This window comes from Salsuginibacillus kocurii DSM 18087 (genome assembly GCF_000377705.1).
Lineage (GTDB): Bacteria > Bacillota > Bacilli > Bacillales > Marinococcaceae > Salsuginibacillus > Salsuginibacillus kocurii.
This window is the reverse complement of record NZ_KB898624.1, coordinates 181,494-198,331: the sequence shown is the minus strand read 5'-3', so window position 1 is coordinate 198,331 and position 16,838 is coordinate 181,494. Positions and strand designations below refer to the sequence as shown.

Sequence of the window (16,838 nt, the reverse complement as noted above, 5' to 3'; positions counted from 1 at the left end):
ATTTTTGACATTTTTACATATTGTTTTTACTCTTCGTTTTAAGATAGATTGGACTTTCAACTTAATCAACTTCAGGTAGAACGAATTTAAGAACATGAAAAAACCACTGCCGGCGGACAGTGGTTTTTGAACTAAAGTAGGTATTTTTCCGTTCATTCGCAGAAGGTTTTCTTATGTAAGTCTTATGTACTTATACATCCTGAAGGCCTAAACTAATTTCAAGAGCACGTTTTACTTCTTCCATTGTATCTTGATTTAAATACGTAATTTTATCTGTTAGCCGCTGTTTATCAATCGTGCGAATCTGTTCAAGCAAAATAACGCTATCTCGATCAAAATCGTGTTTTTTGGCGTCGATTTCCACATGGGTAGGAAGCTTGGCCTTTTTAATTTGAGCAGTAATAGCAGCTACAATTACTGTCGGGCTAAAACGGTTGCCGATGTCATTTTGGATGACAAGAACCGGCCGTACCCCTCCTTGTTCAGATCCTACTACAGGCGATAAATCAGCGAAAAACACATCGCCTCTTTTTACCGATTTTCGATTTGTAGAGTGGTGCTGTTGTTCACTCAACGCATCTATTCACCTCCGTCATTACCTACTTTTATGTAACAGAGGCCGACTTACGGGTCCCTCCGCTTGTCGGCAACGTGTGCTTCACCGCTTATTAAGCCTTCAGCATCAGCGTTTACAAACGCTTCCGCAACTTCCAAATTAATCTGAGCCATCTCCATATAGCCGCGTTTCATTTGAAAGCGAAGATCATTTTGACGCCTTTCTTTAATATGGCCTCTAACTACTTCATGAAACCAGTTATCCTGTTCTTCTTGAGACATGTGTTCAATCTCAGAATAAAGGTCATCAGGTAGCTCAACTGGAACTTGTTGGATGTTAGACATGGCACAAATGTCCCCCTATGCGACTGAAGTTCTTCATCTATTATAGCCGAAACATTTACGAATTGAAAATGATTTTATTGAAATTTCGTCTTAAAATACAGTATAGTTCAATCAAAACCCTTCTTTTACCTTATTCTCCATGTAAAGTTTATGTAACTTTTCCTCAATTGATACAACTAATATAAATTCTTCTTTCCTCTCGATAATAAACCTTGTCACGTGGTTTGATCTATAAAATTTGGGGGGGACGTCGTTATAAGACAGATGGGCTGGTATCGATCCAATGAAAATGAGTAAAAATAGTTGCAGCCCAGCCCCACTTTTGGTAAGGTTAGATTAGTTAAATATTATCCAACTTCTGAAACAAGAAGTGAGGGTAGAGGTGCAAATCTTATGAGTACGCGTTTGGAGGGAAATGGGACCCGGTGATAAACGTGGAAAGGAAGCTTTGCCGAAGCAAACGGTGACCCCATTCACTTATTTGCTGGTCTCGTATTTAATAAATTCGGGACTGTCATATAGTTTTTCTAACTATATGGAGGGCTATCTCACGCACGGAAGGCTCCGTTTTTTTGAGAGTATTCCTGCAACAATGATCCCTTCATTGTTGTTTTTTTATGCTTGATTACACTCAAGGCTATTCTCATAAAAAACGGTGAGAACCGGCCCTCAGCTTACGACCACGTCATTCGTGGAATTTTTTACAGAGGGTGATTATTAATGGCATTCGGACGTGTCATAACAGCAATGGTAACGCCATTCGATGAAATAGGAGAAATTGATTATCAGGCAGTCACGCGACTAGTACAACATTTGATTGCTACTGGATCTGACGGTATTGTCGTAGCTGGAACTTCCGGAGAATCACCAACACTTTCAAAGGACGAAAAACTAACACTTTTTGAACATGTGGTTCAGACAGCAAACGGAAAAGTTGATGTGATCGCAGGTACCGGCAGTAATGACACAAGAGCGTCAATTGAGCTGACAAAGCAGGCAGAGCAATGTGGTGTAGACGGCGTTATGCTTGTCACTCCTTATTATAGCAAACCTTCGCAGGAAGGCATGTATCAACACTTTAAAGCAATTGCTGCTTCTACGAATCTGCCGATCATGCTTTATAATATACCGGGCCGCAGTGTCGTCTCCCTTGATGTAGAGACTACCCTGCGTTTAGCAGAAATTGAAAATATTACAGCCATTAAAGAAGCAAGCGGAGATTTAGATGCTGCTTCTACGATCATTGAACAAACAAAACCTGAATTCCAATTGTACGGTGGGGATGACAGCATGACCCTTCCGCTCATGTCAGTTGGAGGTACGGGAATTGTCTCGGTTGCTGCTCATATTATTGGCGAAGAAATGCAGGATATGGTGCAGAGCTTTGTGCGAGGAGACGTTCAATATGCAGCAAAACGCCATCGTGAACTTCTCCCTGTAATGAAAGCTATGTTTTCTGCGCCAAACCCTTCACCTGTCAAAGCGGCCCTTGAGATTGAAGGGATCATCTCTGGCGATGTTCGCCTCCCAATGCTGCGTTTAAATGAAGAAGAAATGAATCACTTATACGCAACCTTAAAACCGACAACAACGTATTACATTCAGTCCTCCTAACTATGTAGTATCCGCAATTCTCCTGTTAACGCTTCAATTCTAAGTGATGTCGAATGAAAACAAACACGTAACCGATTGAGTGAAAAAAAGCCTGCATCTGCAGGCTTTTTCTTCATTAATTGGCCACTCTTATTTTCAATTGATTCCACAAACGTATCTTTTTGGGAGGAGCAAGATGAAATATTTGTTGATTATGCCGATCCGGGCTTACCAAAAATGGATATCTCCTTTAACTCCTCCGACATGCCGCTTCTACCCTACTTGTTCTCAGTACGGAATTGAAGCTATCAGAGGACACGGAGCCGTTAAAGGCGGACTTTTATTACTGAAACGATTGCTGAAATGCCACCCTTTTCATCCAGGAGGTATTGATCGTGTACCTGCAAGTCATAAAGCGATAAAGTCGGAGCAAGACAAACAATAAAAACAGCTCATTAGGTACTCGTGTTATAACGACGACCTGTTAACACTTTTTGTTCGATATAACCCGTACCTAACAATACACCCAATACAATAAATAAAAAGCCAATCCATTGTGCTGGATATGCCGTTTCGTTTAAAAAAATCACTGAACTTACGACCCCAAAAAAAGGAACAAAATTATTGAAAATCGCTGCTTCGCCGGCTCCGATCCGCTGAATCGCTCCATTATAAAGCTGATGCCCGACCGCAGTAGCTAAAATAGCAGAGCCGGCAAAAACCAGCCAGACTGATACCGGTGCTGAAAACATAACTGCAAAGCCGCCGGGCTCAAGCAAAAAGCTCATAACAAGTAAAATAGCTGACCCTCCCATAAACATAAGACCAGTAAGGGGCCGCGGATGAATATAAACAGTAGCTCTGCGTATAAAAATAAAACTTAATGCCTGCACCGCCATACTTAAAAGTACAAATCCATCACCGCTTGATAATGTTCCTAAGCTCCCATCGCCAGCATTCAAAATGAGAAATACTCCACCAAATCCACTTAATATCCCTAAAAGCCTCGTTTTGGTTAATGGATCGCCTAAGAAAATCATCGCAAACACTGCCGTAGTAAGCGGTACAAGAGCAAGAATAAGCGATGTATTTGTAGCGGTTGTTGTCTGCAAGCCAACCGCTAAAAAGAAATGATGTCCCACCACCCCTAATAAACAGGCCATAACAATTGACCCTAATGCAGGTCTGGCCTTTTTCATCTGCTTAAAATCTTTGCATACGATCATAAACCCTAACACAACCAGGCCAGCGCTGAAAATTCTCAATGCTTGCATCGTAGCTGGAGGCATATAATCTACTACGATTTTTAAAGCAACAACATTTAACCCCCACAATATCATTACAACTAACAATAGCGTATAAAAAAACCATAGTTCATTTTTCGTTGTCATCCCGTTCGTCCTTCTTTCCTGCTTGATTGTACATAAGGATCCCTGAGAATCTCTGTCTCATGGGTTGGTTTTACCCTTGCTTTTTCATGCTTTGATACTTTAACTTTGGAAAATATGAAAAACAGTAAGCACGGCAGTCATAACACCTACAAGCGCCATAACAAACCCCACATTTTTCTTTGTCAGTTGTCCAGAGCTTTCATCAGCCAAGTAGGAAGTCATTAAAACTGATCCTGAAAATGGTGAAAGCTGGGTGCTTAACGCCCAAGCACATAGTAAAACAACTGCCATCACAGAGGGTTCCATCCCAAACATTCCTGGTGATAATGCACTCCCAAGCCCTATAATGATAATTACAGGATGAATTCCGACTAAAGCGAGCAGAATAGAGATCATAATAAGAATAAAAATAATAACCGGAACGATCCCATTTGAAATATTGACTAACCATTCTGAAACGATAACTCCCATGCCAGTTACTGCTATCGCAGCCCCAATAACACCAGCTGTTATAAAAATACCAAGTTCTCTATATAATCTGGTAAAACTCAGTTTCATATATTCATGGGCTGCCTGCATATAAACCATACCCATCCGTTTAAACAAAGCCCAAATGAATGGGTACACTAAGGCTAATGTAGTAACAACGGTCAGCATATTAAGAGGAAGAGCCAGCTCTAAGAGAAATGAAAGAAGTAATAAGCACAGCATATAAAAAACGAAGCCTGGAACGGTTGCTTCTGTTACTTTTCTTTGCTCTTCTTTTCTTTTAACCTGGTACACTTCATTCGCAAAGGTTGTTCGTTTAAAAAATAAAGCTGCCATAATTGTGTAAATCACTGCTAAAATTACCGCAAACCCAGCGATCTCTAACCAGGCAAGATCGTACAAAACCAATACCAAGCCGACATTTACAAAATACGGAGAAAATAACATACAAAAACCAAATGCTCTCATCAAGGTGAGTGCAAATTGCTTTTGGCCAAAAGAAGATAAACTTTCTTGCCCCATCCGGAATATAAGAGGAAGAGAACCCAAGTTTAAAATTGACCCCATAAAAGCTGTTAATCCATAACCCAATCGGTAAGGGTGAGCGCCTTTTACCTCTTCTCTTTTTTGGATCAGCTCACTTAAAGCTCCATAGTAACCTGCATTCGAAAGATAAACACCAAAAAGCGGAACTAAAATAAATAACCCTAGCAAGCTCATGTTTTCACCAAAACTAGCGAGCATGACAGTAAAATGTACATCCCTGTCGATAAAAATATAAAAAGCGATGATAAGTAATAACAATAAAATATAGAGGTTAAAACCACGCAACCTCCATAAACTGCAGATAACTAACACTACGGCCAGTGGACTGTATAGATATTGAAGCCAGTCTATAGCAAACCAGATCTCAATTAAATACATACAAACGGCCAGCACTGCCATGTACCCTAACATGCTGTCTCTTCGTTGCTGCATCACATTTTCAAGCCTCTCTATTTTCAAACTATCTCTATCCTAACAAAAATCCTTTAGCACATAAAAAAAGATAACTTATCACTAACGGCTCAGACGGTCAATTAAAAAGATTGAAGTCAGGCTCCGCTGACTTCAATCTTTTTAACTCTATTTTATATACAAGTCGCGTGGCGTAGTAGCTAACGTTTCACAGCCCTCTTCAGTGATCAGGATAGATTCTGTTATTTCTACACCATAATGATCCAACCAAATCCCCGGCATCAAATGAAAGGTCATATTAGGCTGCATTACCGTTAAATCTCCTTTTCGAAAACTCACTGTATGTTCTCCCCAATCAGGTGGATAGCTGCAGCCAATCGAATAACCTAAGCGAGAATCTTTAAAAAAACCGCGCTTTGCAATAGACTGACTCCATATATCTTCAACTTCTTCTGCTGTCATTCCTGGTTGAATGCGGGCTATAGTAGTTTCAATGCCTTCTTTGACTACATCAGCTAGTTTCTTTATCTCGTCCGGCGGCTCACCAAGCGCCATTGTTCTGGCCATTGGAGCATGGTAACGTTCATAACAGCCTGCAATTTCAACTGTTAAATAATCCCCTTTTTTATATTTGCGATCCGTCCATGTTAAATGTGGACTAGCCGTATTTTCATTTGTTGGAAGCATGGGGACTATGGACGTGTAATCTCCACCAAAATCAGCCGTTCCCGCAATTTGTGCATGATAGATTGCTGCTGCTACTTCATTTTCTCTAACCCCGACTCCAACTGTGTCATATGCTGCTTTCATCGCTTTATCAACTAACACTGCAGCTTTTCTCATGTATTCAATTTCCAAGTCTGACTTAATGAGACGAACCCAGTTTACCAGGGTACTAGAGTTTTTAAACTCTGCATTTGGGAGGCCTTGCAGCATCCGTTCATAACACATTGCTGTGAAATAAAAAGCATCCATTTCCAGTCCGATTTTTCGTTCCCCTTGCCCAAGCTCAGCTAAAATATTAGCTACGAAGTCCATCGGATGCCGAATAGATGACTGGACGAACTCATCAGGATAAGGAATGATATGGTCATCATCCAACCAGGTCGTTACTTTTGCACTGTGAGCATCCATTTCCCGGCCCACCCACAATGGCTGATCCTGGTCAATCATCACGACGACGACTTGATGGACATAAAAACTCCAAGCATTATAGCCCGTTAAATAATACATATTAGATGGATTAGAGACAATTAATACTTCAACGCCGTATTCCTGCATTTTCTGTTTCGTATAATTCATTCGCATCATATACTCATCTTCAGGAAACATCATCGGACTGTCACCTCCCGCAATTTTACCTGCGATTACCCAGATTAAGGCTGGTCGATATTAAAGCAGACGACGCGCGGTTCACTCATTTCTTCAATTGAAGCCCGCACACCTTCACGCCCAATCCCAGAACCTTTTACCCCGCCAAAGGGCATAGCGTCAACCCGAAAATCCGTACTGTCATTTACCATAACGCCACCTACATGCAAATCACGTGTAGCCTGAACAGCCAGGTTGACATCACTGGTGAAAATACCCGCTTGCAAACCAAAGTTTACATTATTCGCTTTTTTTATCGCCTCATCATACGTTTGAAAGGTGTCTAGTAAAACAACGGGGCCAAATACCTCTTCTTGAGCGATGGTAGCATGAGGAGGTACATTTACTAATACCGTCGGTTCCAAAAATGTCCCTCGGCGTTTCCCACCTGCTACGATCTGGGCCCCGTGCTCAACAGCTTCTTGAATCCAGTCTTCCACCCGTTCTGCTTCTTTTTCCGTGATTAATGGCCCAACATCGGTACTCTCTTCCATTTTATTCCCTGTTTTCAATTCTGATGTTTTTTGAATGACAATTTTTTTAAATTCATCATGTGATTTTGATTGTACATAAATCCGTTGCACCCCGAGACAGTTTTGACCAGCTGCAGCAAATGCTCCTGAAACACACGCTTCTGCTGCAGCTTCAACATTGGCGTCATCAAAAACAAGCACTGGTGAATTAGAACCAAGTTCCATCGCCAGCTTCTTCAAGCCTGCTTTTTTAGCGATAGCTTCACCGGTTGAAAGCCCGCCTGTAAAGCTGACCATGCGCACAGAAGGACTTTCGACTAATGGGTTTCCAATTTCTCTTCCACGTCCAGTCACTGTATTTAACACATGCTTTGGCAAGCCAGCGTCGATAAATGATTTGGTTAAACGCAAGGCGCTAAGAGGTGTATAAGCAGCTGGTTTTAAAATGACGGCATTGCCTGCTGCTATAGCTGGACCTATCTTATGGGCTACCAGATTCAGTGGATCATTAAATGGAGTGATCGCTGCTACAACGCCTACTGGAAAGCGAAAATAATAGCCGAAGCGATTTTTATTGCCGGGAGATTGATCAAAAGAAATCGTCTCCCCGTTTAAGCGTCTTGCTTCCTCAGCGCTTATACGAATCGTTTCAGCTGTTCTGGCAGCTTCTCCTCTTGCTTCATTAATCGTTTTACTTCCTTCAGTGGCGATAATTGTTGCAAATTCTTCCTTGTTCTTTTCTAGATCATCGGCTACCTTGTGCAGAATATCCATCCGGTCATGAACACTCAGTTTTTCCGCCACCTTAGCTCCTTGCTCGGCTGAAGACAAAGCTCGATTCATATCTTCAGCAGTAGCAGATGGGACCACTGCAATACATTCATTTGTCCCTGGGTCAAAAACCTCTATCGTTTCTTCTGCTTCTAACCATTCTCCTGCTACCCACATTTTCTGATCAAAAGAAATACTCATTACAACATCGCCACCTTTCAGGATCATTTGAGCGATTATTGGTTGTCTCGATCCAAATTTAATAAATCAATCAACAGAGCGAACCCCGTTTCTGGAATACCTGCCCCAGCGCCAATCAACGTCACCGGCCCTGATAAATCACATTCATACGTAACAGCATTGGTTGCGCCCGATATTCCGGCTAATGGATCTTCTTCATCTACTTTTTCTGGCGCGACTGAAGCTGTTAAACCTTGTTCCGTCTTTTCCAGCCGTCCTATCATTTTCCATTTCTTGCCTTCTTCAGCTGCTTCATTTAAATCTCTTTCCGTGACTGAAGCCATACCCGTGCGGTTGACTTCATCCTTTGTTAAAGACTCACCCATTACTACCTTTGCTAAAATGATCACTTTGTAGAGGACATCAAAGCCTTCTACGTCACTTGTTGGATCTGCTTCAGCATAACCTTTTTCTTGTGCTTCTTTAAGAGCTTCTTCATAAGAAAGCCCTTCTTCCATGCGCATAAACATGTAGTTTGTAGTCCCATTTAATATACCGCGGATGGAAGTAATATGATTTCCTATTAAAGAAGTTAATGGCATGCGCAAGGCCGGTGTCCCGCTCATGACTGTACCTTCATACAAAAATCGCACTCCATTTTGTTTTGCTAGCTCTTCGAGTTCATCAAGCGCAAGTGCAACAGGCCCTTTATTTGTTACAACTACATTTTTCTTATTTTTAAAAGCTTCTTCACAATGTTTAATCGCCGGCTGGCCTGTAAACACATCCGTATACGTAATTTCAATGATGGTGTCGGCATTTGTATTTTGAATGGTTGTTAAGCTATCCCACCCCTTAACTAACCCTTCACTTTCAGGATAGTCATTTAAACTACCTGTTTCTTTTACAAGCTTTCGAGCTTGTTGAATATCCAACCCATCATTATGATGAATCGATCCTTTATACAGGTCAGTGATGCTAACTACTTGAAACTCCGTCCCGAATTTATCTCTCAACCAATCTGAACGGTCAAGCAGAATGTCGACAAGTCCTTGGCCGACACCACCAAATCCAATAAAAGCTAATTTATGTGCCAACTATCTTCCCTCCAATTCCATTACGTGCTGCTGTTTAGATTTACAAGTGTGTTGTAAGCCGTTTCTGTTAAAAGCGCACATGCTTCCGGCAGGATATTTTCATTGATATTAAACGTCGGCATGTGTAAACTCCCGCCATTTTCCACCGCAGCTCCTACAAAAGCAAATGCTGCTGGAACTTCTCTTGCCATATACCCGAAATCTTCCCCACCTAGTCCATAGGGTTCATTTTTTATCTCATATTCGCTGAATGAATCACCTATCACACGATGAAACTCGCCAAGCGCTTCTTCATCATTCACCAGAGCTGGCTCCCCGTGCTCGACGGTTATGTCAGCACGGCCGCCAAACGATTTCACCACCTCAAATGCTTGTTTTACTTCTTTAGTCAGTTGATCTCTTGTTTCATCATCATAACTTCGGAACGTACCGCTTACTTCAACAGCGGATGGGATCACATTCGTGGATTCTCCACCTTTAACAGTACATACGCTTACTACTGCTTTGGCTAATGGAGAAACAGCTCTAGAAGTGATGCCATACAAAGCTGGCAAAACGTAAGAAAGCATATAAACCGGGTCTGTGCCAGTTTCAGGGTAAGCCCCGTGGCCGCCGGTTCCCCGCACTATGCCTGTAAATGTATCCACATTCGCCATGCTTGCTCCTTCATGGAGGCGTATAGTACCTAGAGGGTACTCAGGGTCCATATGAAGAGCAAAGGCCTTCTCTACGTCTTTTAAAACCCCTGCTTCTATCATATAAGAAGAACCAGATTTCCCCTCCACATCAGCAGCTTCTTCTGCTGGTTGAAAGATAAGCTTTACTTTTCCTGGCCACATTCCGGCAGCACAGGCTTTATCAATCAACTGTGCGCAACCAAGAAGAATTGCTGTATGGGCGTCATGTCCACATGCATGCATAATTCCTTCATGCTTTGAACGATAAGAAATGTCATTTTCCTCTTGTATAGGCAACGCATCCATATCTGCCCGCAAGGCAACTGCTTTGCTGGGGGAATCGGCATTAAACACGGCAACGATACCGGTTTCGACTCCTGTTTCGTTCTTGCCGCTGTACACGGTGGCATAGTTCAGCTTTTCAAGTTCTTGTTTTACAAACTGGGAGGTCTTTTTTTCTTGAAAGCTTAATTCTGGATATTGATGCAATGTACGGCGCAATTGAATGATATCAGCCTGTATTTCAGCAGCTTGAGCACGGAAGTCTAGTTGCACAGCAACCCCCCCTTTCATTCCAACTATTTTGTCACATAGGAAAAAGCCTGCTCAATATCATTGATTAAATCGTCCACATCTTCAATTCCGACTGAATAACGGACTAGGCTTTCTGGAATCCCGAGTTCTTTACGTTCCTCAGGTGTATTTTCCACATGACTGGTCGTTCTTGCCGGACCGACAGTCGTCTCTACCGCTCCCAGATTAGCGGCGCGGTTCGCCAATTCTAATTTCGGCAAGAATTCTTTAACAGCTGCCATACCATTTTTCATGGAAAAACTGAGCATTCCGCCAAAACGCTTCATTTGTTTCTTCGCGATATCATGATGAGAATGGTCTTTTAACCCAGGGTAAAATACATCTTCAACCAATGGATGCTGTTGTAAATATTCAGCAATTTTTTGGGCCGATTCACATTGGCGAGTAATGCGCAAGTCAAGTGTTTTTAAGCCCCGTATCATAAAATACGCTGCATTAGGGTCCATCGTTGCCCCATTAATCTCACGGTAGTGGAACACTTTTTCCACGAGATCTTTATTTCCGCAAATGACTCCACCTAACGCATCGGCATGACCGCCAAGGAATTTGGTGGCACTATGAATCACAAGATCGACCCCATATTTAAGCGGATTTTGATTCAACGGTGTAGCAAACGTATTATCTACAAAAATAAGGGCATTTTGTGCTTTAGCCGCTTTCACCATTCGTTCGATATCTGTTACTTTAACTGTAGGATTAGTCGGTGTTTCTAAATAAACGAGCTGACACCCTTTAGCAATCTCCTTCTCAACTTGTTCGTGTTCACCGGTATCGCAAAATGTGATATCTATGTTTAATTTTGGAAGGAATTCACTGAAAATTTTATTGGTTCCCCCATACGTATCTTTTATAGTTACAATCCGGTCTCCCGGACGTAAGAACGTATGAAGCGAGTTACTGATCGCTGCCATACCCGTTGAGAAACTGGTAGCAGCTTCGGCTCCCTCCAAAATTCGCATTTTTTCTTCAAACGACTCAACTGTTGGGTTGGTGTTTCTGCCATAAATATGCCCATAAGCATTTCCAATTGCTACCTCATACCAGTGGTCCAAATCATCATATGTGTAAGCCACACTATGAACTAAAGGAACTTGACTAGCTCCATGAACGCGATAAGGCTTTTCTCCTGCCCATACCGCTTTGGTTGCTTGCGAATGCTTATCATAGTTTGATAGTGAACTCATCTCCATCACTCCTTTACATAGTACAGATATTTACGGTTTCACCTCTGCTTTTATTCGTCAGCGCATGACAAATAAAGTTAACATTACTAGTAAACGCTAACGAAAAGAATAAAAAGACGGGCGAAGTGTCTCTTGAGACACTTCCTCTCCCGTTTGAAAATCTCTCATTTTGTACGTGTAAATCTATTGTAAGCTATCACCGAATAACTTGCACCTTAATCTGTCATTTTCTTCATTAGATGAAGTTCATTTTTCACAACTCTTCGTAATTGCTGATTTTTAAAATCCGATCATCTTCAGGTAGTGGGGAGCCACGTCCATCCGTGTTATTGGTGAGGAGGTACAATTCATTACCTTCAATATATACGTCGCGAAGCCGTCCTTCATTTTCAAAAACAACAGTAAGCTCTTTGTCCTCGATGTTATAGCGGTATAGAGCTTCTCCCCGCAGACCGGTCATATAAAATTGATTATCTTCTCCAAAAGCAGCCCCGGATGGAGCCCAAGTATCTTCTCCAGAATGGTGTTCTGGAGCCTGCATTCCTACCTCTGTTTCATCACCTTGAATGACAGGCCAGCCATAATTTTCTCCTTCGTCAATTCGATTGATTTCATCGTGACCAACGGGGCCGTGTTCAGAGCTATATAGTTCACCTGCTTCATTCCAAGCTAACCCTTGAGGATTTCGATGGCCATAAGAATACATAAAGTCTGTTTCATTTGTCGTCTCATCGCCAACTTCATCGAGATTGAGTTTTAAAATTGAGCCTGCCAGATTATCTGTATCTTGTGCCCATTCAGGCACGTCAGCATCACCGGTCGTTGCAAACAAAGCACCGGCAGGGCTGAGGGCGAGCCGGCCTCCATTATGAATAGATGCTCCTGGAATCTCAGCAAGCAATTCCTCTGTTTCTACAAATTGCTCTTCTTCTTTGTTGATTTCCACAATCCGATTCAACAATTCACCATTATCTTCGTACGTATGGTAAATAAAGGCGGAATCCTCTTTCTCTGGGTGCAGTACGAAGCCGAGCAATCCACCTTCACCTTCTTCAACGACGGTTTCTTCTAACGATAGCTCATAGTAACTAACATCACTGTCTTCTACTAAACCAATTCTTCCTGCACGTTCCGTAAAGTAAATCGACTCTTCACTTTTTTCCATTGTCCAAGGTACATCTAATTCACTAGCTAACACTTCAACTTCAGGTTCTTGCTCACTTTTTTCATCAGCAGGCGAAGAATCATGTTTGTCAACAGGGTCATCGAGATCTTCTGAGACCTCTCTGTCTTCATCTATATGTGCTTTAGACGTTTCCATGTCCTCATCCTGTTCATTAGCAGCACACGCAGTTAAAAATGTCATCACAGCCCCGATGGATAAGCATTTATTAACTCGTTTTTTGTACTTCATAAGCCTCCTCCTTAAAATCCTGACATTCTAAGCAAAAAGGCACGTGGTGATTGACTCTTGTACGAAAGTTCTTTTATACGTTTCTTTTGCCCCCGTACTTTCCTCTCCATTTAAGAGGAAAAACGGTAATCACTTTTCAAATCTTCCAGCTGCCTGAGGGCAGCTTGGCTCCACTCATCATCACTATCTTTTAATTGATCATATTGGGCCATAAAAGCTTGGTGAAGCGACTCCTTATAATCAGGCACATCGCCTTCGTATTCTTTAACAGTACTCGTTGGCACCCATACTTTTTCAAACTGAGCCAGTGCTTTGCGTTGGTGAAATAAAGGCACATCGACTTGCTTTGGGTTATGTAAATCTCCTTGCACAGGGTGCTTTAGCACTGCCAATATTTTAATTAATGTTTTTGCATCTTTCTTTTCGACAACCTCAGCTACATATTTTCCTGTTTTATATTTTGCTTGCACAACGTTGTTTGATAAATTCATATGGATCACTCCTTCATTTAGCCTCGCCATTCACAAAAACCAGCGCTTGACTACCTTTCTATTCCTAATTCTTCTAACAGTTTATCAATGGAAATTCCATCCCCAGTCGGCAACGACTTCTCTTCTTGGCCCGTTTCTACATCGTCCGCCAAGTCTTCCTCATTCGATTGCTCCTCTGCCAAGAAATGATCTTTATTCCCCTCTTCAAAGTCACGTTCTAATTGGTTCCGTTCTATATGAGAATAATTAGCTGCTACTTTATCAGTCTTCTCTTGATCAATACCCACAGCAAGCTCTAAAAAAACAAAAAGCCATACTGTAATAAAAAGTATACTAGCGCTGGATAAAACCAATAATGATTTCATACTTTTATTTTCCTTTCTCTTTCACAGCGTTTACGTAGTTTATTATACGTTGCTTAGCTTAATTTTAACATTATGGACGCTCATATGAGGAACCATTCTACTTTTAAATTGTTGAAAGAGGTGCCTTGCTGTGAACAAGTATCCGTTTCCTGTTATTGGCGGCAGAATGATTAAAACAGGTATTGCAGTGCTTATAACAGGATGGATCTGTTTATATTTTGGGCTGCCGCCAGCCTTTGCAGTTATGACAGCCATTGTTACGATCGAACCAACCGTTATTGATTCAATCCGCAAAGGCCTAATACGCTTTCCCGCTTCTATGATCGGTGCTTTTATTTCAATTATATTAAGTTCGATGTTCGGACCCGGGGCTTTAACTTATGGTCTTGCCGCAGTACTTACTCTCTATTTTTGTCATTTTTTTCGTTTGCAGGAAGGAGCTCTTGTTGCCACGTTGACAGCGATCGCGATGATACCTGAATTAAGTGGCCATTATGGATATGACTTTTTGCTCAGGGTCACGAACACGTCGATTGGTTTAATCGTATCTACGTTGATCAATGTATTAATATGGCCGCCTAATTATTTAAAAGCGATTGAAATGAGACGCCATCATTTTCAAAAAAATATAAGCCGTGTACTGAGTCAATCGGTTCAAGCTCTTTTATATTCTTCCAATAAAGGCCGCTCACACCGAGTAGCTTATGCTTCTTTATTGTCTGAATTGGATGAACTATTTCGGCTTTTGGCTTATCAAAAAAATGAATCAGTTTTTCATTACATGAATCAACGAGAAAAACGACAGTTTATTTTAGAACAAAAAAAGCTTATTTTACTACAGCGTATTTTATTTTCGATTGGTCAGCTTCAGACGATCAATAAGCAGCCAAACTTTTCTACCGCAGCCAAAGAAACCATTTCTGATTTTTCAAAGGACTTAGCAGACTGCTTAGCCAGTGAGGATGGCATCATTGCAGAGCGTCAATATGAAACATTAGCAAAACTCTCTTTTTATCTGAAACCCTCCATCAAAATTAGAGAACTTCAACCGATTAAAACGAATTATAACTTTGAGCCGGCTTCAACACTCTACATTGAACTGTTGTTTATTCATGATTGCCTCGAAGATATAGAGCAATGGCTCACGCGGCAAGCGTATGAAAATAGAAATCAGGCATATGATCAACCTGCTCGCTATTTTAAATAAAAAGAAGGAGCTTTCGCCAACTTGGCAGCCCCTTCCTTTCATATTATCTTTTACTTCATTCGTATAACAAACGCCATTTTACCTCTTGTACCATTTCTGTATGCTTTAGTCTACGTCGTTCTGTGCTTATTTAGCTGTGCATATCGTTTAAGGAATCGCTTATACACGAGAAAGTGAAGAAGTTATGGTAAATTAGTTGTTCCCATCAAATAACGGTCACATTCCCGAGCTGCTTCCCGCCCTTCATGAATGGCCCAAACGACCAGGCTTTGGCCTCGACGGTTATCTCCCGCGGCAAATACTCCCTCTACATTGGTTTCATAAGAGCCATACGGAGCATCCACTGTTGAACGGTCTGTCCGTTTTACATCCATTTGCTCGAGTAGTTCTTGTTCCGGACCAGTAAAACCTATAGCCAGAAATACTAAATCCGCTTGCCATTCCCGTTCAGTTCCTGGAACTTCAACCCGTTTTTTCTGGCCATTTTCATAGACGGTATCCACTTCAACGGTAGTGAGACCTACTACTTGACCGTCTTCGTTACTTGTAAATGATTTGGTCATCAACTTATAAGAACGCGGGTCTCTTCCATAAACAGCTGCTGCTTCTTTATGGCCATCTTCTTGATTATAGATCATTGGATATAGAGGCCATGGATTATCATGGTCTCGGTCCATTCCTTTTTTCTCATGAATGTCAAACTGCGTGATTGATTTGGCACCGTGGCGAACAGAAGTAGTGATACAGTCGACTCCTGTATCGCCTCCACCGATTACAATTACATTTTTACCTTCTGCACTAATATAATCTTGGTCTTCAAGCCCCGAATCCAGCAAGGATTTTGTATTTTTACGAAGGAAATCCATCGCATAGTGAATGCCTTTAAGTTCGCTGTTCTCAGCTGGTACATTGCGGTGCACTTGAGCGCCTGTGCACAAAATTACGCCGTCATGATCTTCATACAGTTGATCGACAGGGTAATCGCTACCGACGTCTGTATTTACAACAAATGAAACACCTTCTTCTTTTAGAAGGTCGACTCGGCGATTAACAATCCGGTTGGCTAATTTAACGTCCGGGATGCCATACGTGAGCAGACCACCAATGCGATCATCTTTTTCATAGACTGTTACAGTATGACCCGCTTTATTTAACTGGGCTGCTGCAGCGAGCCCAGCCGGTCCAGAACCAATTACAGCTACTTTTTTCCCTGTTCGTGTTTTTGGTGGTTCCGGGGTAATCCAACCTTCGCGGAATCCTTTCTCCACAATGTGATATTCAATTGATTTGATAGTGACTGGATCGTCATTAATCGCTAGAGTACAGCTGCCTTCACATGGGGCAGGACAGACTCTCCCTGTAAATTCAGGAAAATTATTTGTCTTATGCAACCGGGCAAGAGCTTCCCGCCATTTGTTTTGATGAATCAATTCATTCCATTCAGGAATCAAGTTATAGACAGGACAACCAATTTCCCCAGAGCCTTCCATTGAAGTCCCAGCCTGGCAGAAGGGAACGCCGCAATCCATGCAGCGAGCCCCCTGGTCTTGGAGTTTATCCTCTGGCATAACGATTTGAAATTCCTGCCAATTCTTAACTCGTGCCAGCGGATTTTTCTTTGGCGGAGTTTCCCGCTTATATTCCATAAATCCCGTAGGTTTTCCCACTCTTCTCACCCCAAACT

16 protein-coding genes and 1 riboswitch are annotated in these 16,838 nt (G+C 41.8%); of the genes, 3 read left to right on the top strand and 13 right to left on the bottom strand.

Annotated elements, in window-relative coordinates:
• Positions 1-190 precede the first annotated feature (190 nt).
• On the bottom strand, positions 191-574 hold the full coding sequence (locus D469_RS0105320) for a type II toxin-antitoxin system PemK/MazF family toxin (protein WP_018922339.1): 384 nt from the start codon (positions 572-574) through the stop codon (positions 191-193).
• Between the two features lie 50 nt (positions 575-624).
• Positions 625-900, bottom strand: a complete 276-nt coding sequence (locus tag D469_RS19720; protein ID WP_018922338.1) for a hypothetical protein — start codon at positions 898-900, stop codon at positions 625-627.
• 369 nt (positions 901-1,269) lie between these two features.
• Positions 1,270-1,454: riboswitch (Lysine riboswitch) on the top strand.
• Positions 1,455-1,620: 166 nt separating this feature from the next.
• On the opposite strand from D469_RS19720, the gene dapA reads away from it, so the two are divergent.
• Together dapA and yidD are read left to right on the top strand one after the other, a co-directional pair.
• Positions 1,621-2,514 (top strand): 4-hydroxy-tetrahydrodipicolinate synthase, encoded by an 894-nt coding sequence (dapA, locus tag D469_RS0105305; protein WP_018922336.1) that lies wholly within the window; start codon positions 1,621-1,623, stop codon positions 2,512-2,514.
• A gap of 175 nt (positions 2,515-2,689) precedes the next feature.
• The gene (gene yidD / locus D469_RS0105300) at positions 2,690-2,938 is read left to right on the top strand and encodes a membrane protein insertion efficiency factor YidD (protein WP_018922335.1); all 249 of its coding nucleotides are present in this window, start codon (positions 2,690-2,692) and stop codon (positions 2,936-2,938) included.
• A gap of 10 nt (positions 2,939-2,948) precedes the next feature.
• On the opposite strand, the gene D469_RS0105295 is transcribed toward yidD, so the two are convergent.
• The 10 genes from D469_RS0105295 to D469_RS0105250 form a co-directional block, all read right to left on the bottom strand.
• The gene (locus D469_RS0105295; RefSeq protein ID WP_018922334.1) at positions 2,949-3,884 is read right to left on the bottom strand and encodes a DMT family transporter; all 936 of its coding nucleotides are present in this window, start codon (positions 3,882-3,884) and stop codon (positions 2,949-2,951) included.
• Positions 3,885-3,983: 99 nt separating this feature from the next.
• Positions 3,984-5,297 carry a TRAP transporter large permease subunit gene (locus D469_RS19715; protein WP_169577111.1) on the bottom strand — a complete coding sequence of 438 codons (1,314 nt, stop codon included), beginning with the start codon at positions 5,295-5,297 and terminating at the stop codon, positions 3,984-3,986.
• Between the two features lie 201 nt (positions 5,298-5,498).
• Positions 5,499-6,665, bottom strand: coding sequence for a M24 family metallopeptidase (locus D469_RS0105285; RefSeq protein ID WP_018922332.1), 1,167 nt, complete (start codon positions 6,663-6,665; stop codon positions 5,499-5,501).
• A gap of 41 nt (positions 6,666-6,706) precedes the next feature.
• Complete coding sequence (locus D469_RS0105280; RefSeq protein ID WP_018922331.1) at positions 6,707-8,146, bottom strand: aldehyde dehydrogenase family protein; 1,440 nt, start codon at positions 8,144-8,146, stop codon at positions 6,707-6,709.
• Positions 8,147-8,181: 35 nt separating this feature from the next.
• Entirely contained in the window at positions 8,182-9,222 is a 1,041-nt protein-coding gene (locus D469_RS0105275; protein ID WP_018922330.1) for a homoserine dehydrogenase, read from the bottom strand.
• 20 nt (positions 9,223-9,242) lie between these two features.
• Entirely contained in the window at positions 9,243-10,454 is a 1,212-nt protein-coding gene (locus D469_RS19710) for a M20 metallopeptidase family protein (RefSeq protein WP_018922329.1), read from the bottom strand.
• A gap of 23 nt (positions 10,455-10,477) precedes the next feature.
• Positions 10,478-11,677: a cystathionine gamma-synthase family protein gene (locus tag D469_RS0105265; protein WP_018922328.1), complete on the bottom strand. Its 1,200-nt coding sequence runs from the start codon at positions 11,675-11,677 to the stop codon at positions 10,478-10,480.
• Between the two features lie 253 nt (positions 11,678-11,930).
• Positions 11,931-13,091 (bottom strand): PQQ-dependent sugar dehydrogenase, encoded by a 1,161-nt coding sequence (locus D469_RS0105260; protein WP_018922327.1) that lies wholly within the window; start codon positions 13,089-13,091, stop codon positions 11,931-11,933.
• A 110-nt stretch (positions 13,092-13,201) separates the two neighbouring features.
• Positions 13,202-13,582, bottom strand: coding sequence for a kinase-associated lipoprotein KapB (kapB, locus tag D469_RS0105255; protein ID WP_018922326.1), 381 nt, complete (start codon positions 13,580-13,582; stop codon positions 13,202-13,204).
• A 50-nt stretch (positions 13,583-13,632) separates the two neighbouring features.
• Positions 13,633-13,947 (bottom strand): hypothetical protein, encoded by a 315-nt coding sequence (locus tag D469_RS0105250; RefSeq protein ID WP_018922325.1) that lies wholly within the window; start codon positions 13,945-13,947, stop codon positions 13,633-13,635.
• A 130-nt stretch (positions 13,948-14,077) separates the two neighbouring features.
• Between D469_RS0105250 and D469_RS0105245 the strand changes: the two genes are divergently transcribed.
• Positions 14,078-15,154 carry an FUSC family protein gene (locus tag D469_RS0105245; RefSeq protein ID WP_018922324.1) on the top strand — a complete coding sequence of 359 codons (1,077 nt, stop codon included), beginning with the start codon at positions 14,078-14,080 and terminating at the stop codon, positions 15,152-15,154.
• A gap of 182 nt (positions 15,155-15,336) precedes the next feature.
• Here the strand turns inward: D469_RS0105245 and D469_RS0105240 are convergent, their stop codons facing one another.
• Positions 15,337-16,821 (bottom strand): glutamate synthase subunit beta, encoded by a 1,485-nt coding sequence (locus D469_RS0105240; protein WP_018922323.1) that lies wholly within the window; start codon positions 16,819-16,821, stop codon positions 15,337-15,339.
• Between the last annotated feature and the right edge of the window lie 17 nt (positions 16,822-16,838).

Excerpts from the sequence above, each read along its gene's own strand:
- D469_RS19720 (WP_018922338.1), bottom strand. The coding sequence starts at position 900 with ATGTCTAACATCCAACAAGTTCCAGTTGAGCTACCTGATGACCTTTAT.
- dapA (WP_018922336.1), top strand. The coding sequence starts at position 1,621 with ATGGCATTCGGACGTGTCATAACAGCAATGGTAACGCCATTCGATGAA.
- yidD (WP_018922335.1), top strand. The coding sequence starts at position 2,690 with ATGAAATATTTGTTGATTATGCCGATCCGGGCTTACCAAAAATGGATA.
- D469_RS0105295 (WP_018922334.1), bottom strand. The coding sequence starts at position 3,884 with ATGACAACGAAAAATGAACTATGGTTTTTTTATACGCTATTGTTAGTT.
- D469_RS19715 (WP_169577111.1), bottom strand. The coding sequence starts at position 5,297 with ATGTATTTAATTGAGATCTGGTTTGCTATAGACTGGCTTCAATATCTA.
- D469_RS0105285 (WP_018922332.1), bottom strand. The coding sequence starts at position 6,665 with ATGATGTTTCCTGAAGATGAGTATATGATGCGAATGAATTATACGAAA.
- D469_RS0105280 (WP_018922331.1), bottom strand. The coding sequence starts at position 8,146 with ATGAGTATTTCTTTTGATCAGAAAATGTGGGTAGCAGGAGAATGGTTA.
- D469_RS0105265 (WP_018922328.1), bottom strand. The coding sequence starts at position 11,677 with ATGAGTTCACTATCAAACTATGATAAGCATTCGCAAGCAACCAAAGCG.
- D469_RS0105260 (WP_018922327.1), bottom strand. The coding sequence starts at position 13,091 with ATGAAGTACAAAAAACGAGTTAATAAATGCTTATCCATCGGGGCTGTG.
- kapB (WP_018922326.1), bottom strand. The coding sequence starts at position 13,582 with ATGAATTTATCAAACAACGTTGTGCAAGCAAAATATAAAACAGGAAAA.
- D469_RS0105250 (WP_018922325.1), bottom strand. The coding sequence starts at position 13,947 with ATGAAATCATTATTGGTTTTATCCAGCGCTAGTATACTTTTTATTACA.